Raw genomic sequence first — 21,756 nt, 5'->3', positions numbered from 1 at the left:
TTTTATAGTAAAAAATAGAATTAGTATATAAATATATGCCAACCAATAAAATTTACACATAAAATTTTTCAGATAATTTTGTTTGAAATAACTAAACTAAAAAAATTACAGCCTAACTAATCTAAAATATATAACTAACCTAAAAATTCAATCCGCTAATTGAAATAGTTAAGCTAATAAAAACAATTCAATTGTTTCACGTGAAACAATTAGAAATAAAAAGTAAGATCATGAAGCAAATATAATAGATATAATAGATATAATAGATATAATACTTAAAACAATTATATTTATAACTTTTAGGATTAAAACATATTTTGATATAGCTTTAAGTTATACCAATTTACTACTAAATTATATGAGAATACAGGCCCTATATGCTTTGACAGGCATTATCGATATCTATATACTATTAAATAGATAGTAATTATATTTATAGGCGTAAAATAGATAAATTTTGAAATTAATCTAATCTATAAACAATATACTAATATTAAGTACACGCTCTACGGATACGCAGAGCTTTTTATTTTGAAAAGGAGGCGTTTCCATGCCCATTTATAACGGAATGCTTCCTGCCATCGATAAAGCAGAAGTAAAACGATACGCAGGACTTCGTCATGCAGAGGATTTTCCTCAAAATTACGTAGACGAAGCATGTAAAGAAATCCAGTTATTAGCTACACCTAAGGGTGTATATCAAGAATACGATTATGATGCTGAAACAAAGACAATTTTGAGCAATCCACCGCTTAAAATTGAAGGTTCCATCATTGAAAAACATTTAGAAAAATCTACAAAAGTCTATGTATTAGGCGTAACAGTAGGTGAAGATGTAGAAATTCGCAGTGAACAGTTATTTAAACAAGGTAATTACACTGTAGGTTTGTTACTTGATGCAGCAGCTACAACAGCAGTAGAACAAGTAGCAGATCAAGTAAATGAAGTTATCAATACAATTGCTAAAAAACAAGGCTATAAACCTACATGGCGCTTTAGCCCTGGCTATGGTAACTGGCCATTAGAAGTTCAGCCACAACTAGCTAAAATCATCAAAACAGAGATGATTGGCTTACAAGTAACAGAGAACTATTTATTGTTCCCACGTAAGTCTGTAACAGCTATTATTGGTTTGATGCCAGCTAACGAAGATATCAAAACAAAACGCGGTTGCACATCTTGTTCTCAAAAAGATTGTGCATCTCGTAAACTACCAGAAAAGGCGATTGTAACGTCTAATAACGAAGGCGAAGAGGGCTGTAACAAAACAACAGCCGAAGCCTCTGGTATCGCTATGAAAGGCCAACCAACAGAATAATGTTTCACGTGAAACATTGTAAAATTTAGGATGATAAAGGAAGATGTTTATGTATATATTTGACGGTGCTATGGGCACAATGCTTCAAGCTGCAGGCTTAGAAGAGGGCTATTGTCCCGAATTATTTAACATAGAAAAACCAGAAGTAGTAAAGAATATTCACGCCCAATACTTACAACATGGCAGTGATGTTATCACTACAAATACATTCGGTGCTTGTGGTCTTAAATTAGAAGATTACGACTTACAAGATCGTGTAAGAGAAATTAATATTGCCGCTGTAAAGGTAGCAAAAGATGCTATTGCAGAGTTTAAACCATCTGCACGTGTAGCCGGTTCTATGGGTCCTACGGGTCGTTTCTTACAACCATTGGGCAACATGAGCTTTGACTCTATTTATGACACATACCGCGAACAAGCTGAAGCATTGATCGAAGGTGGCGTAGATTTCATCATCATTGAAACTATCATCGACGTACAAGAAATGCGCGCCGCTTTATTAGCATCTCTTGATGCTCGTGAAGCAGCAGGAAAGACAAAAGAAGATGTACAAATCATCTGTCAATTTTCTTTCAGTGAAGACGGTCGTACTATTACAGGTACACCACCAGCAGTTGCAACTACTATCGTAGAGGCTATGGGTGCTGATATTATTGGTATTAACTGTTCCCTTGGACCTGAACAAATCACACCTCTTATTGAGGAAATTGCAAGCGTAACAAACTTGCCAATTATCTGCCAACCAAATGCAGGCATGCCTCAATTAATCAATAAACAAACTGTATTCCCACTTACAGCAGAAGAAATGGGTCCATTGATGCTTCCAATCGTAGATGCAGGTGCAAGCTATGTAGGCGGCTGCTGTGGTACAACACCAGCTCATATTCAAGCAATTTCTGACGCTGTAAAAGCACATACACCTAAAGAACGTGCTCACGTAGAACCTAAAACAATCATTACGAGCCGTACTAAATTGTTAGAATTAGGTCACAATACAAAACCTCTTATCATTGGTGAACGTATCAACCCTACAGGCCGTAAAGTTCTTGCTCAAGAGTTACGCGATGGCTCTTTCATCCGCGTAAAACGCGATGCTTTGGACCAAGTAGAAGCGGGTGCAGACATCCTCGACGTAAACATGGGCGTAGCTGGTATGGATCAAACTCCATTAATGGAACGTGCTATCTTCGAATTATCCATGCTCGTGGAAACTCCATTGTCCATCGACACATTGGATCCAGCAGCTATGGAAGTAGCTCTTAAAAACTACCCAGGCCGCGCTCTTATCAACTCTGTAAACGGGGAAGAGGAGTCCATCACTCACGTTATGCCATTGGCTAAACGCTACGGTGCAGCTTTACTTTGCTTGCCAATCTGCAGTGGTGATTTACCTGAAAAAGCAGAGGACCGCGTTGCTTTAGCTGAAAGCATCGTAAATCGTGCTTATGGTTATGGTCTTCAACCACATGACTTATTACTTGACCCATTGGTATTAACACTTGCCAGCGGTGAAGATAGTGCACGCCAAACATTGCGTACATTACAGTTATATAAAGAGAAATTTGGCTTCCCAACAGTAATGGGCTTGTCTAACATCTCCTTCGGTATGCCACAACGTCCTTACTTGAACGGCCAATTCTTAACAATGGCTCTTGCTTGTGGCTTAACAACACCAATTATGAACCCATTAAATTATCCAGCTAAAAAAGCGTTCGTATCTAGTACAACACTATTAGGCTGGGACCCAGGTTCTGCAGAGTTTATCAAAGAATACGGCTACGAAGACGAAACAAGTGCTCCTGGTAACGCTGCTCCAAAAGGTCCTGAAAAGAAATCCTTCGACAGCAATGATCCTTTAGCTAATATCCGTGCTTGCGTAGAACAAGGCGAAAAAGAAGCTATTGTTGACCTTGTGAAAAAAGCGTTAGCTGACGGCATGGACCCATTAGATATTACGAAAAAAGGCTTATCTGAAGCGATGAACGTAGTAGGGGATAAGTTCGGCTCTGGTAAATTATTCTTACCACAAGTAATGCTCGCTGCTGAAACAATGCAAGCTGCTTTCAACACAATTAAAGAAATCATTCCTGCTAGTGAAAGCTTAGATAAAGGTACAGTCGTTGTGGCTACTGTTAAAGGTGATATCCACGATTTAGGTAAAAACATCGTAGCAGCCTTGCTTGAAAACAATGGTTACAAAATCGTTGACCTCGGCAAGGACGTTGATCCAGAAGTTATCGTTCAAGCAATTAAAGACAACAAGGCGGCTCTCGTTGGTATTTGTTCCTTGATGACTACAACAATGCCTCAAATCGACAATACCATCGCTGCTATCCGCGCTGCAGGCCTTAAAACTAAGGTCATGGTTGGTGGTGCCGTAGTATCTCAAGACTACGCAGACCAAGCGGGCGCAGACATCTATGCTAAAGACGGTATCGCTGCCGTTAACCACGCAAACGATTACTTTGAAACATTAGAAAAATAATTTCTAATTTACATGACACAAAACAAGGTGAAAGCTCATCTTAAAAACTTATTTTGATAGTGAAAACCACGTAAAAGAGTAAACAAGATTAGCTTTCACCATATGTATAGATCAAGAGGTACATGATGACATTAAGAGAGAAACATCAACAAGGGAAGTTCACCATCACTGTTGAATTAGACCCACCAAAGAGTAGTTCTGCTCAAAAAGTATTCGACCAAGCAGCGCGTTTAAAGGGTAAGGTTGACGCTATCAACATCGCTGATAGCCCTATGTCCAAAATGCGTATGAGCCCAATTTCCTTGTCTTATTTGTTACAACACAATAAAGATATCGAGACTATTTTCCACCTTACATGTCGCGACCGTAACATCATCGGCTTGCAATCCGAATTACTTGGCGCTGCAGCACTTGGCGTAAATAATATCTTAACCCTTACTGGTGACAAACCAGATAATGGGGACCATCCATTTGCACAATCCGTATTCGAAGTAGACTGCATGGGCTTACTTAACATCGCTAAAACTTTGAATTCTGGCAAAGACTTGGCAGGTAATGACTTAGACGAGCCTACAAACTTCTACATCGGTGCTACTGGTAACCCTGGTGCGCCAGATTTAGAAATTGAACGTCAAAAATTGGCTGCTAAAATTAAAAATGGTGCGCATTTCGTACAAACACAACCAATTTACGATTTAGAACAAGCAAAACGCTACATCGATAAGATGTCTGAATTCGATGTACCTATTATGCTTGGTTTAATCCCACTTAAAAGCTTTAAAATGGCCACATATCTACATGAAAAAGTGCCTGGGATCAACCTTACACAAGAAATCCTAGACCGCGTAGAAAAGGGCGGTAAAGAAGCGGGTACAGAAATCGCTATCGAAACATTGGAACAAATCAAAAAAATCGCTGCAGGCGTACATATTATGCCTTTAAACGATATCGATACAACATTACACATCATTGACCACGTATAAGACGTCATAAAATGATTATAGAACACCTTTCCCACGGCCTCCAAAGCGAGCTAAGTCGTCCTTAGGGAAAGGTGTTTATTTTATTTAATAAGCCTAGAGAAAAAGAAAAAGGATGCAAATCATAGATTTGCATCCTTTATTCATACATTAGATTAATGGCTTATCTTTAATTTCTTTTGGTTTACGTGGGTATTGTTTAGGTGTTTTACCTGTTTTCTTAATGTACAGGATTGCTCGTTTATCATCCAAAGTTGGAAGTGTAACAGTACGTACTTCTTCAATCTTAGCTTTCAATGTGCTAAGGGCTTTATTGGATTCTCCCACTTCTTCTTCGTAGATTGCGCCTTTTAAAGCAATAACGTAGCCACCTTCTTTTACATATGGTACAGTCCATTCTAACAGAATAGGTAATCTCGCTACTGCACGGCTCGTAGCAATATCGAAGCTTTCACGGTAATCTTGATGACTAAGATCCTCTGCACGGCCATGTAAAGTAGTACAGTTCGTCAATTGTAGCTCATCCATAATGGATTCAAGGAAGGTAAGACGTTTTTTCAAAGAATCAAACAACGTAACCTTTAGACTACGGTCGTAGATGGCCAATGGAATGCCCGGGAAACCAGCTCCAGTACCAACGTCAATAATGGACATACCAGATTTAATGATATGTGGGTCATAGCAGGAGAGGGAGTCGATCATGTGTTTAACCACAACCTCTTTCATGTCTGTAATACCCGTGAGGTTGAGATATTTATTTGTTTCAATCATGCGCGCATAATACACGTAGAAGTCTTTTGCTTGCTCTTCCGTACAAGGCAAACCAAATTCGCTCATTTGCTCCATCATATATGAAACAAATTCAGACTCAGGCGCAATAGGCACATCGTATTTTTCTTTCATAAGTACTCCTAATGAATTATCCGATATTTATATGCTAGTAAAAGTAATCGACACATAGCTAGAAAATCTCATGTCATATGGTACATCATATAAACAAATCCAGATAATTAACAATATATAAGTTATAAGAATAGTATTTCTTATTTCAAAGACTATAAAACTCAAAAATTTGCGTTCTACGCCGTTTTTAATCTATTTTATATAAGTTTATATATAGAAACTAATAAAGCGACCATATAAGCGAAATATTTAAGCCATTTTTCTTTATATTATAGCATATTCTCAATTAATTCTCATTTAAATAGATGTATTTACTAAAAACACCACCTGAACATAGAGTAGGAGCGGCATTAATTATTCATTATCATTTAAATAACAATATTGAGAAATCGGTCCATCTTTTTTCAATTTCATCATTCATCTTTTCATCAACTACATTTCACAGTTTATTTCTAATTTATCACCATGAACTTTTCTTCACTTATAGAATATTTTGTCTATTCTGAATGTACACTCGATGTACTTCTCTAGTGTACATATTTTAACTGCAGAATACTATGTGTTTTATAAATATGCATATAAATATACAAACACGATGAGCATCAAGAAAGAGAAGCGTTATAACTAAAAAAGCTAGCTAATTTTATTAGCTAGCTTTTTTGTATGTTATCACATATTTTATTTGCTTCGATTGTATTGTTCTAGTTGGATCAACAGAACAGATACGTCCGCCGGGGATACGCCAGAGATACGGCTTGCTTGGCCGATGGAGTGAGGGCGGATTTTATTAAGCTTTTGTTGAGCTTCAAGGGAGATGCCCTTAATTTGTGTATAGTCCCATTCTTTTGGAAGAATTTTTTCTTCTAATTTGCGAACCTTATCGACTTGGTCCATTTGCTTTTTGATATAACCTTCGTAAGTAATGGAGATATCAACAGCTTCTTCTACGTCAGGCGTATAGCGTTTTAAACCAAATGCATCGGCTACGATAGCGTAGGAGAGTTCATTACGTTTTACTAAATCATAAGCGTGAATACCTGTTCTAATAGGTGCTGTACCTAAACTTTCAAGCAAAGCTTGTGTTTCCTTGGATGGATTTACAGGTGTATTTCGTAACATATCCATCGCTTCTTCGATAGCAGCTTTCTTAGCTGTAAATTTAGCCCAACGATCATCTTTTACAAGGCCGATAGCACGACCTTTTTCAGTAAGGCGCATATCTGCATTGTCTTGGCGAAGCAATAAACGGTATTCGCTGCGGCTCGTCATCATACGATACGGTTCATTAGTACCTTTTGTAACGAGATCATCGATGAGAACACCGATATACGCTTCAGAACGAGCAAGGATGAATGGTTCTTTACCTTCAAGCCATAAAGCTGCGTTAATACCCGCCATGAGACCTTGTGCAGCGGCTTCTTCATAGCCAGATGTACCATTGGCTTGACCAGCAGAATAGAGGCCTTCAATATGTTTCACTTGAAGGGCTGGTGTCAATTGTGTTGGGTTCAAACAATCATATTCAATAGCATACGCAGGACGCATGATTTCTACATTTTCTAGACCAGGAATAGTACGAAGGAACGCATATTGTACGTCCATAGGAAGGGATGTACTCATGCCTTGTACGTACATTTCGTTTGTACCTGTACCTTCTGGTTCTACGAATAATTGATGGCGTTCTTTATCAGCAAATCGCACCACTTTATCTTCGATAGAAGGGCAGTAACGAGGGCCTACACCTTCGATTTTACCGCTATACATTGGAGCGCGGTGAATATTGCTCGTAATAATTTCATGCGTTTCTTTGTTAGTATAGGTCAACCAACATACGTCTTCATTACGATTGATCCATTCATCCATAAAGGAGAAGGAGTGGTGATGTGTATCGCCTTCTTGAACCTCCATGTTTTCAAGGTTAAGAGTACGTTTATCTACACGGGCTGGTGTACCAGTCTTAAAACGCATCAACTCAATGCCATTGTCGAGCAAGGATTGAGAGAAATGTTCCGCTACACGTTGACCATTTGGGCCACCTACGTAGTCAATATCGCCAATGAGGATTTTACCTTTCAAATAGGTACCTGTACAAAGAACGACAGCTTTAGCACCATAGAACTCGCCAAGCTCTGTAACGATACCTGTTACCTTGCCGTCCTCAACCTTAAGCTCAGTCACCATGATTTGCTTAACATTGAGGTTCTCTGTATTTTCAATGGTTTGTTTCATCAAATGTTGGTATTTGATTTTATCGGATTGGCAACGCAATGAATGAACGGCAGGGCCTTTACCCATGTTAAGCATACGCATTTGAATAGCCGTAGCATCCGCGTTGATACCCATTTGACCGCCTAAGGCGTCAAGCTCATAAACAAGATGGCTTTTACCAGGACCGCCAACGGCAGGGTTACATGGCATAAGCGCAATATTATCTAAACTGATGGTCGCCATCAACGTGCGATGACCCATGCGGGCAGCGGCGAGAGCCGCCTCACAACCAGCATGACCACCACCGATGACGATGACATCATAATTATCTACTGTGTACATATCAATTGAATTCCTTATATTTGTTACTTATCTTATTGTGAAAGTTTATCCCAAAGCACAGGTCGCTCGCTGGGCATTTTCCTTCGGAAAATTGCACGCTCCGACCAAAGTGATGTGTGGCTCCCATCGTCGCTAACGCTCCTCTGTTAGCTCACACCCTACTTTTACTTTTATTTACCTAAACAAAAACGACTGAATAGTTCGTCGATCATGGATTCACGGATGGTGTCGCCTGTGATGTCGCCTAGTAGTTCCCAGGCGCTGCGCAGGTCGGTAGCTACAAAGTCTACTGGCATGCCCATGTCGATGGAGGAGAGAGCTTGTTCGACTTGTGCCTTCGCTTGTTCCATGAGGCTGATGTGGCGCACGTTACTGATCATGGCGCTGTTATCTTGTTTTACGCGACCGCCGTAGACGAGTTCTTGCACCCATTTGGAGAGCACTGCAGAGCCTTCGCCTTCTTTAGCACTAATGCGCTCAATGGCCGTAAAATTTCCGTGTTCTTTTATATTTTCGTCTGTAACGACTTGTGCCACGTCGGACTTATTGAGGAGCACGATAGTGTTCAAACCGCTCACAGAGGTCAAAATTTCGATTTCTTCAGGGGTTAATGGAGTAGACCCATCGATAACGCAAAGCACGATGTCTGCTTTGTTGATATAATCACGAGCACGCTCTACACCGAGGGCTTCCACCGTATCTTGTGTATCACGGATACCTGCTGTATCAATGAGGCGCAAGGAAATGCCTTCAACGGTCATATATTCTTCAATACTGTCCCGCGTCGTACCAGGAATATCCGTTACAATAGCGCGATTTTCGCGCAAAAGAGCGTTCATAAGGCTCGATTTACCTGCATTTGGACGGCCTACGATAACCGTTGTAATACCATCGCGAATGAGGCGGCCTGTATTGGCTGTGGATAAGAGATCATCCATAGCTTTCAAAATAGGCTCTAGTTGCTCACGAACCTCTTGGCTCGTTACGTCCTCAATATCCTCTTCTGGATAATCGATGGTTACCTCTAAATGAGCAATCATAGCGATGAGCTGTTCACGCACATCTTTTACAAAGGACGAAACGGTCCCATCTAGCTGAGATACAGCGAGGGAGAGGGAGTCCTCCGTTTTTGCTTCAATAATATCAATAATCGCCTCTGCTTGGGTGAGATCGATACGTCCGTTCATAAAGGCGCGCTTCGTAAATTCGCCGGCTTCGGCCATGCGCACATCGTGGTTTACGAGCAATTTCAAGATTTGTCGAACCGGCACAATGCCGCCGTGACACTGAATTTCTACTACATCCTCTGCCGTGTAGGAATGAGGGCCTTTCATTAATAACACAAGAACCTCGTCGATGGTCTTGTTCGTTCCGGGATCCACAATGGTCCCATATTGTATCGTTCTATTTTGGCGGTCCATCAAAGGAACGGTGCCAGCGCTCTTGAACAGGCTATTTACAATAGGAAAACTATCCTTGCCGCTGACCCGAATAATACCAACCCCGCCGATACCGGGCGGCGTCGCAATGGCCGCTATTGTATCATCTATATACATACATATCTCCGTATTTCGATTATCTAATATTTGTTTTTGTATATGTTCTTCGCCTGTGAAAGTTAAACTAAACTAATCTTTGCATGCGAAGATTAACTTAGGTTAGCTTTCACCATAACCTAAAGAATAAAGAGGACAGCCCTCAAGCAACCGATAACCTCAGTTACTTGAAAGCTGCACCACTATATTTTATTTTTTGTACGTAATCACAACATGACGGAACGGTTCGTCCCCTTCACTATTAGTAACAACGTTTTTGTCGCCTTGAAGGGCAGTGTGAATGATTTTACGTTCAAAAGCATTCATTGGTTCTAAGGAAACCTTTTGACGGTTACGTTTCACCTTAGAAGCCAAGCGTTTCGCGAGATTTACCAATGTTTCTTCTCGGCGAGAACGATAGTTTTCCACATCTACAACGATATGGCAGTGGCCAGATACATCCTTATGAGCCACGAGATTTGTTAAGTATTGAATAGCATCCAATGTTTGACCATGTTTGCCAATCAAAATACCCAAATCTTCGCCGTGTACTTGGAATGTAATCTTATCTTTAGTCATCATTTTTTCGATAACTACAGTGAGTCCCATTTGAGTAAACATATCATCGAGGAATTGTTTACCTTTTTCAGCGATTTCTTGTTGATCTTCTTTTGAAAGTTCCTTTTTAGAAGGTTTTTCTACAACATCACCTTCAGTAGAATAAACTGCTGTGTCTTCTACTTCTGTTTCAGTTGTTGCCACCAGCTGGGAAGCAACAGCTACAGATTGTTCTTCTACATGAGCTACTTCTTCTTGAGTAGCAGTTTTAGCTACAGATGTGAAGAATAAGCGAACAACTGCTGGTTTACGACCAATGCCCAAGAAGCCATTAGAAGGTTGTTCCAAGACTTTAGTTTCTACCAATTCTTGGCCTTCTGCAGCCAATTGAGCTACGCCTTTGGCAATGGCATCTTCAATGGTTTTAGCAGATACATCGATAAATTCCATAGTGTCTCCTATTTCTTAGCTTCTAAGCCTTTGTAAATGAAATGTTGTTGCACAAATTGGAATACATTGGATACGATCCAGTAAATAACTAAACCAGATGGGAAGTTAAGGGAAATGTAACCAATGAATAAAGGCATAAAGATTGTCATAATCTTTTGTTGTTGCGCAGCAGCACCAGATGCACCGCTACTAGTTTGCTTGGACATAATCCATGTAGATGCCGCACTCAATACTGGCAAGATGTACATTGGATCTGGTTCGCCAAGACTAGGAAGCCATAAGAATTGTACATAGTTTTGATCGTATGGATAGCCTTGTAAAGCATAGAAGATAGCGATCAAGAATGGCATTTGTACCAATAGAGGCAAGCAGCCAGCTAGTGGGTTAACGCCCATTTCTTTGTACAATGCACCCATTTCAGCTTGAAGTTTTGCAGGATCGTTTTTGTATTTGTCTTGCAATTCTTTCATGCGAGGCTGTAACTCTTGCATAGCCTTCATGGATTTGATTTGTTTAACAGTAAGTGGTGCCAAAATCGCTTTGATAACGATTGTTAAAAGGATAATAGCCACACCGTAGCTTGGATAGCCTACCATTTGAGTTAATTGGAACGCATAGGTTACCAATGTAGTCATCAATTCAACGATAGGGTGGAATATACTACTTAAGAATTCCATTGTTTCTCCTTTTTCTTACAGTCCGAAACTGTCCTTTGCGCATCTATATATCGTTATGGTATGGTCTAAATTTCATCCATACAGATGCTTAGGTATTTCCAAAACTGTGCTCGATGGTTTTTGTGAAAGTTACTTTCACACAACACATAACCAGCCTAAGCCCAAGTGGGTTAGGGAACTGGATCGTAGCCACCCTTGTGGAAAGGATGGCAGCGAAGAATGCGTTTTAAACCCATCCAGCTACCTTTCAAAGGACCATATTTTTCGATGGCCTGCAAAGTATATGTGGAACATGTCGGATAATAACGGCAACATCCAGGTTTTAAGGGAGATATGGCAAGCTGATAGAACCTAATTAAAAGTCGTAAAAGCGTAGTTATACAGCGTTTCATTGAAACCTCCATATACACAAAAAAGGACCAAAGCCTCTAACTTGTGGTCCTATTTATTATTTTGTATCAACAATTTGCTTTTTCGCAAGAGATACAAAATTTCCTTTTCCGCTTTTTCGTAGGTAGCGTTTTTCAGAGGGCCACGTCCAACAATTACGATATGATACCCTTCGCGTATGGAATGTTGATTGAGGCGATACACCTCTTTCATAAGCCGTCTAGCTCGGTTGCGCTCAACAGCACAACCAACCTTTTTGCCGGTTACAAAACCAATGCGCGTAGATTGCTTCGCCACGGGCATACGATAAAGTACACACATACGGCCTACTTCGTATTTTCCGTGCTTATACACAAGGCGATATTCATTATTGTGCGTCAGTCGTCTTGCTTTATCGAGGCAATAATCCATATGCATTGTCCTTAAGTCCTAAGAATAGAAAAACTTGGCAGCAGCGCCAAGTTTTTTCTCCTGCCTAACAGCTATTATATTATGCAGATAAGCGTTTTCTGCCTTTTGCACGTCTTCTTTTTAAAACGAGACGGCCACCGATAGTTTTCATGCGTTCACGGAAACCATGGGTACGTTTTCTCCAAAGAGTATTTGGTTGGTAAGTACGTTTCATTAGTAAAACACCTCCTCGTCATTTGTATTGTTTTACTTATACCATAACAGGGTAATTATAGAGTTAAAACGTAAATTTGTCAATCATTTAGGGCTATTCTGAAAGACTTTTATGTAGATTTTACTTAAATCCGATAGAACTTAAAACTGATACTACTTTTATAGGGGGAGGAATAGATGTGGTTTTCTCCTTCCATACGACACGTAAGTCAGTCAAAAATCCACATCTATTCCTTCTCCTAACACATTCTAATGACTACTATAACACCTACCACCAGTATAAAAAGTAGTATCAGTTTTTATAGCAAATCTAAAAGTCTTTCAGAATACGGATCTAAGATGTAACAAATTTTACCTTTTATCCTCTTGATGGGGAAAGGGAAAATTGATGTTACGTTTCCAGGGGGAGGAAATCCTAATATATCCTTACACACCACTACACGATGTAAACGTAACATCAATTATCAGCAATACAAGAACTCACATTCTAATCTTTTTATATTTGGACAAATTTACGTTTTGATCACTAGATGTGGAAAGGAGGAGGGGGAGGAATAGATGTGGTTTTCTCCCTCCATACGACACGTAAGTCGGTCAAAAATCCACATCTATTCCTTCTCCTAACACATTCTAATGACTACTATAACACCTACCACCAGTATAAAAAGTAGTATCAGTTTTTATGTCAAATCTAAAAGTCTTTCAGAATACAGATCTAAGGATATATTCAAATTTTACCTTTTATCCTCTTGATGGGAAAAGGGAAAATTACGTTTCCAGGGGGAGGAATATAGAGCTCCTTTATCGCTCCATACGACACGTAAAGTCGCTCAAAAGGACCCTATATTCCCTCCCTAAGTAAATCCTAAACTCACCTTACACACCACTACACGATGTAAACGTAACATCAATTATCAACAACACAAGAACTCACATTCTAATCTTTTTATATTGGGACAAATTTACCTTTTGATCTCTAGTTGTGAAAAGGGGATAAGTAGATGCTGTTAATTTCCTCTGACTTCTCTCCCCCATTTTCATTTAAGTTGTGTAGATAACGTTTTATAAACAGGTCTAATGTAGATTACTAAAAGGTATATCTATTACTTTTCCAGTTATGTGTATAGAAATTATAAAATTATCTGGTTGGAGGAGGGGAAGTGAAACTACTTTTTGAGTGACTTACGCGTCGTATGGAGCGATAAAAGTAGTTTCACTTCCTATCCAAAAAGTAATAGATATACCCAAAGAAATTTAAAATATACATTACAAACAGTTTATAAAAGTTATCCACAGATTGAATGACAAATTACTTATTTTTTGGTACAATCATAACTGAAATTAGGAAAAAGTATATATTTTTATAAGTTTTTGATGGATAACTTTTAAGGTTATCCACATTTTTTCTCTTTTAACCTGTGTAATCTATAAAGTCAGTTATTATCTGGTTGGAAGAGAATTTTATTTTCACTTATTCACAGGTTGTGCACAGGTTATTCACAGGAATAACAGGTTTTTCCACAGCTTTCACAATAGTTATACACATTATTCCTAAAGTTATACACATTTATCGCAATAGTTATACACAAGAGGCACGTCATGCAGTCATTTGATTTGAATAATATATGGGAACATATATTGCAAGAGGCGAAAAAGAACATGCAACATTTGCCTGACGCGTTGTACTTGCGCGTCACGTCATCGTTGATTCCCATGTCTCTCGACAGTCATTCGATCCATATTGGGGTCATGCAAACATTTGTTAAAAACTTAATCGATCAGCAACCACAGATTAGCAAGGCTTTACAGGATGCTATTACTACGGTTATCGGTTCCCATCGGGATATGGTGTTATTCGATTTCAATCAAGAGAGTGTAGATACTACCTTTGTTGATGAAAGTCTCATCGATGATGCACCTGTAGTGGCTCCGCCCATGCCATTACCTCCAGTGGTAGAGGAGAAAACGCATCAAGAAGAATTCTATAAACCAATCTATCAAGAGCCGGTTTACATCGATCGCGCACCAGCGCCTGTGGAAATTCCAGATGAGCCAATGGTAGCGCCTAGTAAAACAGTTGAAACTACAACACCTACATTACAGTCTGATAATGTACCTGTAGATTTATCCTTATCTAACCTAAATCCAGCGTACCGCTTTGACAATTACGTAACAGGCAACGCGAACCGCATTCCATTTGGAGCGGCTCAAAATGTAGCTGAATATCCTGGTGGCGACTATAATCCGCTCTTTATCTATGGTCCTTCAGGCCTCGGTAAAACGCATTTGATGCACGCCATTGGCAATGCCATCAAGGAAAATCATCCACACATGAAGGTTATGTCCATTACGAGCGAAAACTTTATGAACATTTTCGTCGAAACATTGCAGCGTAACCAAGGTAAATTATTCCGTAACACGTTCCGAAATATCGACGTACTCATGATTGATGATATTCAGTTCCTTGAAAGTCGTGAAAGTACGAAAACTGAGCTATTTAATACGTTCAATGAGTTATTAAATAACAATAAGCAAATCGTACTTACTTCTGATACGATGCCAAACGATATGGAGCAATTCGAAGACCGTCTTCGTTCTCGTTTCCAAGCTGGCTATATTGCTACCATGGAAAATCCAGATTTAGAAACACGCATTGCCATCTTTAGATCTTTGCTGGAACGAGAATATAAGAAAAATCGCGTTATCCGCATCGATAACGACTCCATCAACTATGTGGCATTACAATTTAGCGAAAATGTCCGCGTGTTGCAAGGGGCTTTCACAAAATTAATCGGTACCGCATCCATCGATCAACGTCTTGAATCTATCGATCTAGAATACACTAAACAAGCCTTGGCTGGCCTCGTTCACACCGAAGAGGTGAACATGGTCACTATTGAAAGTATCCAGAATTTTGTAAGTTCTTATTTCAGTATTAAAAAGCAAGACTTGCTCGGCAAGAAGCGTAAGGCACAGTTCGCATTCCCACGCCAAGTGGCCATGTATCTATGCCGCGATATGATCAATGAAAGTTATCCGCAAATCGCAGCAGCCTTCTCTCGTGACCATACGACAATTCTCCATGCGTACGATAAAATCACGAAGGAAATTGAACGAAACAAAGAAACTAAGAACATGATTTCTGAAATTAAACAGAAATTAACAACCTGTGGATAACTCTGTGGATATATTGTGCGTAACTTTGTGGATATCCTAAAAACTGTACTCCGCTGTGAGTATGTGGATAAGTGGTTACAAACTACCAACATAGTTATACACAACCGAGAAATCGCACAGTTAGTAGCGCCAATTCACTTTTACACATATAAACAGGCCCCTACTATTACTACTACTAAAACTAACAAACAATCAAAAAACCAGTAGAAACAGATCTATCGCAGAATATCTATAGAGCATCTACGGTAGCAAACATAGAATATTACAAACAAGAGAATTAGTTATCAGTGCTTCTACATTATATGGAAATAGTACATACAAACAATATATATATAATGTAAAGCAATCTACAAATCTAATAATACTAATAACAAACAGACAAATTATAAAGGAGTAACATATGCATATTACATTCCCAAAAGCAAATCTCCAAAAAGCAATCAATGTATTGCAAAAGGTATCTCAAAATAAAACAAGCTCCAACTTACCAGGCGCTATCTACATGACAACAAAAAATGGTCAAGTAGAATTACAAGGTAACGACTTTGAACTCGGTATTCGTTTAACAATCGATGGCGATATCAAAGAACCTGGCACATTAGTTGTAGGTTCCCGCTATTTCCAAGAATTAATTCGTAAATTACCAGGCGATACCATCGAACTTTACAAACCAGAGGACGGTAATTCTTTAACAATCACATCTGGTTCTTCCGAATTCAACTTAGTAACATTGCATCCAGATGATTTCTCCTTGGTAGAACAAATTCACGACCAAGATCATGTAAACATCGATAGCTTTGCAATGAAAGAACTCATCGATTTAACAAATTACGCAGCTGCTACAGACGAAGATCGTCCTGTATTTACTGGTGCTCTTCTTGAAATCAAAGAAAACGAAGTAACAATGGTTGCTACTGATACACACCGCATGGCTGTTAAGAAAATTACCATCGATGAACCAGCAACTACGCCAATGCGCGCTATCATTCCTACAAAAACTTTAGCTGAAGTATCTCGTTTGTTACCAACAGATAATCCAGCCATGATCAACATCATTTGGAACCGCACACAAATCGTGTTCAACTTTGAATCTATTTACATTATTTCTCGTTTAATTGAAGGCACATATCCTGAATATGAAAAAGTAATTCCTTCCCAATTCGACTCTAGCGCTGTTATCGACCGCCGCGAATTCGCTGGTGCCGTTGACCGCGTATCCTTGTTGGCTAAAGATATCAGCTATAACGTAATTCGTTATGATTGGTCTGAAAGTAATGTAACATTGTCTACTCAAAACACTGAAATCGGCATGGCAAAAGAAGATGTAGCTGTTGAATTTAAAGGCACACCTTTCACAATCTCCTTCAATGGTCGTTATATCTCTGACATCTTGCGCCACAGCACAGGCGACAACATCCACTTGTTCTTAAAACAAAATGGTCCAGTTGTCATTCGCCAAGACAATAATCCGAACTATACATACGTAGTAACACCAGTTCGTACGAATGCATAACTGATAAAAATATCAGAATTCTGTATATCTTACTGAATTAATATACATATTTTTATTAGGTAATGATGATTAAAAGTCATCGTTATCTAATTCCCATATAGTTATAAATTGTCCACTATAGGAGGACGTTATGAAAGAGCAACAGCAGGTACCCATTCATACGGAGTACATTCAAATTGATCAGTTGTTGAAGTTAGAAGGCATCATCGAAACAGGTGGTCAAATTAAATCCTTTATCGATGAAGGTATTCTTACTTTGAATGGTCAAGTTGTCACAGAGAAACGCAAGAAATGCCGCGTTGGCGATGTGATTTCTTGCGAAGGTCTCGATGTAGATCTCGTAATTACTCAAGAGGAGGCTTAATCGGTGAGAATTGACTCACTGCAATTATTCCAGTTTCGTAATTACAAGGATGTAACGATTCAATTTAATCCGGAGATTATCGTTTTGCATGGCACTAATGGGGCTGGTAAGACGAATATCCTCGAATCTATCTATGTTGGTACCATTGGTAAAAGCCATCGGACCAACGATACTTCAGATATGCTCATGTTCAATGCTGAGGAAGCTGGCATTATAGTCAAGTTCGAGAAAAAGGATACGCCACAAAAAGTAAATATTAAGTTATTTCGCCAAGGTCCTAAGGATATTCGCTTAAACGATACTAAAATATCTCAAAAAGAACTGATTGGTACATTAAATACAGTTATATTCTGTCCTGAAGATTTACAACTTATCAAGGGAACACCGTCTGGACGTAGACGTTTCCTCGATATGGAAATTTCTCAGACGAGCGCTACGTACTATCATCAGTTGATGCAGTATAATCGGTTATTACAGCAGCGCAATGCGATTCTTAAAGAATATAGAGGGAAGCAAAACATTCCTCTTGAAGAATGGGATTTGCAATTAGCAGATATGGCGAGCTTTATCGTAAAGAAACGGTTAGAGAGCTTAAAGAAAATTAACCTTCTCATCGATTTGATGAATCGTAAATTGACGGGTGGTCTTGAGAATTTGACCATCGGTTATGAACAGCCTTATATGGACAATGGTTCATTAGAATATACAAAGGAAGGCTTTTACGAGCGCATTAAAGCAGCATTGCCACAGGATCGTCATCGGATGACTACTAGCGTAGGTCCTCACCGCGATGATTTACGATTCTTCTCTGATGCGATGGATTTAAAGAAATTTGGATCCCAAGGACAGCAACGAACTGCTGTATTGTCCTTAAAGTTGAGCGAGCTTGAGTTTATCAAGTCCGAGGTTGGGGAATATCCAGTTCTGTTATTGGATGATGTATTGAGCGAACTTGATGAGTCGAGACGAGCGAATTTATTGCAGTTTATTCACAAACGTATTCAAACATTTATTACTACTACAGATATTCACGATTTTAAAGATTTGAAATCTGTTCAATTTATTTCTTGTGAAGGGGGAAAGGTTCAGTATGGACAGCCTTGATCTTTGTTTACCAAAGGCCTTATCAAAACTGAATTTACTAGAACAATATAAATTAAATACCCTCGTTCACAAGTGGCGTGATGTAGTGGGCGATGTCATTGCGGACCATACGAAAATTGTATCTATCAAGCCTCCAGATATGGTTATCAGTGCAGATAATTCCATGTGGATGCAAGAATTACAGATGCAAAAACGGCGTATCATCGAGGCCATAAACAAGTATTACCATCAAGAGGTCATCAAAGATATTCGCTTTATTATGAAACGTCAGAGCTATGTGAAAGCAAATACTGATACATCTATTTCACTACCTGATGAGCAAATTATTACGAAGCGTATTAATTTCGCAGATATCGTACTTTCAAAAGAAGATGTAGAAGCCATCGATAAATCATTAGAGAAAACAGATAACGAAGAATTACGAGCTGCTTTCAGAAAAGTACAAATTACGGCTCGAAAGCGTGAAATCTATTTAGAGCAGCATGGGTATCATCGTTGTAAGCGATGCGGCATGCATATGGAATCTAAAAAAGAAATCTGTCCGACCTGTGAATATGAATTGCATCGCGCTCATATTAAAGAAATTAAGTCTGTTATTAGAAAGTATCCATATTTTAAATACAGCGACTGTCAGCAGTTTATACAATGTACCTTCCCAGATTTTGCAGAAGCCATGCGGGAATCTATATACTTTTACTTAGATAAAATTTATAAAGGATCTATCAATCGCCGTCATATGTATATGGTGGCTATGCTCATCACTCACAAGAAGCCTGATGAGCTAACGGATCAGCACGTTATTAATTTGTGCAATAAATATCGTTCTAAGTTCCTTGCTGAAGAAGAACAGCGCAAAATTGATTCATTAAATGGGACATTAGAAAAGTAGAGGGGGCATTCCTATGTACGTTCATATTGGGGATACCGTTTCTGTGCCTATCGAATCCATCATTACCATGGTGCATGCCAAGGGCGGAAAATCCCATAAAAGTCCTATTCATCACTATGAAAGTTTAGAGTATATCGCCATGGTACCAGAGGAGCAGATCAAGACCTATGTGGTCACTGATGATTGCGTTTATGGATCTGGTATTAGTATTAAGACTTTAATGAGACGAATTGATGAGTTTTATAGTATAATAAAGAGATAAGATTTATTCTGTACATGTGTTGTACCAAATTTCAATCCAGTACAGTGTGATAGATTGTTAGGAGGAGTTTGTTTCATGCCTGAAGAAAATTATGGCGCTCAGAATATACAGGTTCTCGAGGGTCTTGACGCGGTACGTAAACGCCCTGGTATGTACATTGGTAGTACGTCCATTCGCGGTTTACATCACCTCGTTTATGAAGTAGTAGATAACTCTGTTGACGAAGCGCTCGCAGGTTATGCTACACATATCGAAGTATCCATTAATAAAGATAACAGCATTACTGTTGTCGATGATGGTCGTGGTATCCCTACAGGGATGCATGAATCCGGTATGTCTGCGGTAGAGTTAGTATTAACAAAATTGCATGCTGGCGGTAAATTTGGCGGTGGCGGCTACAAGGTTTCTGGTGGCCTTCACGGCGTAGGTATTTCCGTAGTAAATGCATTGAGTGAATGGACTAAGGTTCAAGTAGCTCAAAATGGTATTATTCAAGAGATTACATTCGCTCGTGGTCATAAGACTTCCGAGTTACATGAAATCGGCAAAGCAGAAGGTACTGGTACTACAGTTATCTTCAAGCCAGATGCTGAAATCTTTGAAACTACAGTATTCAACTTTGATACATTGAAAATTCGTTTACAAGAATTGGCATTCCTTAATAAAGGTCTTCGCATTACATTGAGCGATTTGCGCCAAGAGGAACCTCGTGTTGAAAGCTTCCACTACGAAGGTGGTTTAAGTTCTTTCATTGCCTTCTTAAACGAAAATAAAGAAGTAGTAAATCCTACTGTTATCGATATCGAAAATACAAAAGACGACGTAGTAGTAGACGTAGCGTTGCAATATAACGATAGCTACAGTGAAAACTTGTTGTCCTTCGTAAATAACATCAACACTGTTGACGGTGGTACTCACCTTTCTGGTTTCCGTGCTGCTTTGACTCGTACCCTCAATGATTATGGCCGTAAATCTGGCTTGATCAAGGAAAATGAGTCCAACCTTTCCGGTGAAGACGTACGTGAAGGTTTGACAGCTGTTGTATCTGTAAAAGTATTGGAACCTCAATTTGAAGGCCAAACAAAAACTAAACTTGGCAATAGCGAAGTTAAAGGTATTACAGATGTTATCGTATCTGAAGGTCTTAGAACATTCTTCGAAGAACATCCTCAAGATGCGAAGAAAATCATCGAAAAAGCAACAATGGCAAGCCGTGCTCGTGAGGCAGCTCGTAAAGCCCGTGACTTAACTCGCCGTAAAAATGCGTTGGAAGTATCTAGCCTTCCTGGTAAATTGGCAGATTGCTCCGAAAAAGATACATCTATGACTGAAATTTATCTAGTCGAAGGTGACTCTGCGGGCGGTTCTGCAAAACAAGGTCGCGACCGTCGTTACCAAGCGATTTTGCCATTGCGTGGTAAGATCCTTAACGTAGAAAAAGCGCGCCTTGATAAGATTTTAGCGAATAACGAAATTCGTTCCATGATTACCGCTTTCGGTACTGGCATTGGTGAAGAATTCGATATTACAAAATCCCGTTACAACAAGATTATCATCATGACAGATGCGGACGTTGACGGCGCTCATATCCGTACCTTGTTATTAACATTCTTCTACCGCTATATGAAACCATTGGTAGAGGAAGGTCATATCTATATTGCTCAACCACCGTTGTACCAAATCAAGAAGGGTAAATCCCACTGGTATGTATACTCTGATGCAGAGCTTACTGCTAAGCTTGATGAAGTAGGTCGTGATGGTATCACTATCCAACGTTACAAAGGTTTAGGTGAAATGAATCCTGAGCAATTATGGGAAACTACTATGAACCCTGAAAATCGTACGATTTTACAAGTTAGCTTAGAGGATTCCATTGAAGCTGACAAAATCTTTACAGTTCTCATGGGCGATAAGGTAGAACCTCGTCGTAAATTTATTGAAGATAACGCAAAATACGTGCGTAATCTAGATTTATAA

At 39.2% G+C, this 21,756-nt stretch carries 18 protein-coding genes; 10 read left to right on the top strand and 8 right to left on the bottom strand.

Annotated features, from left to right (window positions below; genetic code table 11):
• Positions 1–550 precede the first annotated feature (550 nt).
• From LKD20_RS02910 to LKD20_RS02900, 3 genes are all read left to right on the top strand, one after another.
• On the top strand, positions 551–1,318 hold the full coding sequence (locus LKD20_RS02910) for a hypothetical protein (protein WP_005384847.1): 768 nt from the start codon (positions 551–553) through the stop codon (positions 1,316–1,318).
• A gap of 49 nt (positions 1,319–1,367) precedes the next feature.
• Positions 1,368–3,803 (top strand): homocysteine S-methyltransferase family protein, encoded by a 2,436-nt coding sequence (locus LKD20_RS02905; RefSeq protein ID WP_227720854.1) that lies wholly within the window; start codon positions 1,368–1,370, stop codon positions 3,801–3,803.
• 125 nt (positions 3,804–3,928) lie between these two features.
• Positions 3,929–4,786, top strand: a complete 858-nt coding sequence (locus LKD20_RS02900; protein WP_024063815.1) for a methylenetetrahydrofolate reductase — start codon at positions 3,929–3,931, stop codon at positions 4,784–4,786.
• Positions 4,787–4,933: 147 nt separating this feature from the next.
• On the opposite strand, the gene rsmG is transcribed toward LKD20_RS02900, so the two are convergent.
• The 8 genes from rsmG to rpmH all read right to left on the bottom strand — a co-directional run bounded on the left by rsmG (position 4,934) and on the right by rpmH (position 12,471).
• On the bottom strand, positions 4,934–5,686 hold the full coding sequence (gene rsmG, locus LKD20_RS02895; RefSeq protein WP_227720853.1) for a 16S rRNA (guanine(527)-N(7))-methyltransferase RsmG: 753 nt from the start codon (positions 5,684–5,686) through the stop codon (positions 4,934–4,936).
• Between the two features lie 678 nt (positions 5,687–6,364).
• The gene (gene mnmG / locus LKD20_RS02890) at positions 6,365–8,236 is read right to left on the bottom strand and encodes a tRNA uridine-5-carboxymethylaminomethyl(34) synthesis enzyme MnmG (protein WP_005384835.1); all 1,872 of its coding nucleotides are present in this window, start codon (positions 8,234–8,236) and stop codon (positions 6,365–6,367) included.
• 170 nt (positions 8,237–8,406) lie between these two features.
• Complete coding sequence (mnmE, locus tag LKD20_RS02885) at positions 8,407–9,792, bottom strand: tRNA uridine-5-carboxymethylaminomethyl(34) synthesis GTPase MnmE (RefSeq protein ID WP_227720852.1); 1,386 nt, start codon at positions 9,790–9,792, stop codon at positions 8,407–8,409.
• Positions 9,793–9,981: 189 nt separating this feature from the next.
• Positions 9,982–10,779, bottom strand: a complete 798-nt coding sequence (gene jag, locus LKD20_RS02880; protein WP_227720851.1) for an RNA-binding cell elongation regulator Jag/EloR — start codon at positions 10,777–10,779, stop codon at positions 9,982–9,984.
• Positions 10,780–10,787: 8 nt separating this feature from the next.
• On the bottom strand, positions 10,788–11,456 hold the full coding sequence (locus tag LKD20_RS02875) for a YidC/Oxa1 family membrane protein insertase (RefSeq protein WP_005384829.1): 669 nt from the start codon (positions 11,454–11,456) through the stop codon (positions 10,788–10,790).
• Positions 11,457–11,626: 170 nt separating this feature from the next.
• Complete coding sequence (gene yidD / locus LKD20_RS02870) at positions 11,627–11,848, bottom strand: membrane protein insertion efficiency factor YidD (protein WP_072270728.1); 222 nt, start codon at positions 11,846–11,848, stop codon at positions 11,627–11,629.
• Positions 11,849–11,897: 49 nt separating this feature from the next.
• Positions 11,898–12,257 carry a ribonuclease P protein component gene (rnpA, locus tag LKD20_RS02865; RefSeq protein WP_227720850.1) on the bottom strand — a complete coding sequence of 120 codons (360 nt, stop codon included), beginning with the start codon at positions 12,255–12,257 and terminating at the stop codon, positions 11,898–11,900.
• A 79-nt stretch (positions 12,258–12,336) separates the two neighbouring features.
• Positions 12,337–12,471, bottom strand: a complete 135-nt coding sequence (rpmH, locus tag LKD20_RS02860) for a 50S ribosomal protein L34 (protein WP_004692946.1) — start codon at positions 12,469–12,471, stop codon at positions 12,337–12,339.
• A 1,598-nt stretch (positions 12,472–14,069) separates the two neighbouring features.
• Between rpmH and dnaA the strand changes: the two genes are divergently transcribed.
• The 7 genes from dnaA to gyrB all read left to right on the top strand — a co-directional run bounded on the left by dnaA (position 14,070) and on the right by gyrB (position 21,756).
• Positions 14,070–15,647 (top strand): chromosomal replication initiator protein DnaA, encoded by a 1,578-nt coding sequence (gene dnaA / locus LKD20_RS02855; RefSeq protein ID WP_227720849.1) that lies wholly within the window; start codon positions 14,070–14,072, stop codon positions 15,645–15,647.
• 400 nt (positions 15,648–16,047) lie between these two features.
• Entirely contained in the window at positions 16,048–17,160 is a 1,113-nt protein-coding gene (gene dnaN / locus LKD20_RS02850; protein ID WP_004698016.1) for a DNA polymerase III subunit beta, read from the top strand.
• 130 nt (positions 17,161–17,290) lie between these two features.
• Positions 17,291–17,524, top strand: a complete 234-nt coding sequence (locus tag LKD20_RS02845; RefSeq protein ID WP_004692943.1) for an RNA-binding S4 domain-containing protein — start codon at positions 17,291–17,293, stop codon at positions 17,522–17,524.
• Positions 17,525–17,527: 3 nt separating this feature from the next.
• Positions 17,528–18,628, top strand: a complete 1,101-nt coding sequence (recF, locus tag LKD20_RS02840; RefSeq protein WP_227720848.1) for a DNA replication/repair protein RecF — start codon at positions 17,528–17,530, stop codon at positions 18,626–18,628.
• Positions 18,615–19,517 carry a DciA family protein gene (locus LKD20_RS02835; protein ID WP_227720847.1) on the top strand — a complete coding sequence of 301 codons (903 nt, stop codon included), beginning with the start codon at positions 18,615–18,617 and terminating at the stop codon, positions 19,515–19,517. The genes recF and LKD20_RS02835 overlap by 14 nt, the downstream gene beginning before the upstream one ends.
• 13 nt (positions 19,518–19,530) lie before the next feature.
• Complete coding sequence (locus tag LKD20_RS02830; protein WP_105098632.1) at positions 19,531–19,779, top strand: DUF370 domain-containing protein; 249 nt, start codon at positions 19,531–19,533, stop codon at positions 19,777–19,779.
• Between the two features lie 75 nt (positions 19,780–19,854).
• Positions 19,855–21,756: a DNA topoisomerase (ATP-hydrolyzing) subunit B gene (gene gyrB / locus LKD20_RS02825; RefSeq protein WP_227720846.1), complete on the top strand. Its 1,902-nt coding sequence runs from the start codon at positions 19,855–19,857 to the stop codon at positions 21,754–21,756.

The organism is Veillonella fallax (assembly GCF_020687175.1).
Classification (GTDB): Bacteria; Bacillota; Negativicutes; order Veillonellales; family Veillonellaceae; genus Veillonella; species Veillonella fallax.
Note: the sequence above shows the minus strand (reverse complement) of the source record. Positions and strands in the feature narration are given on the sequence as shown.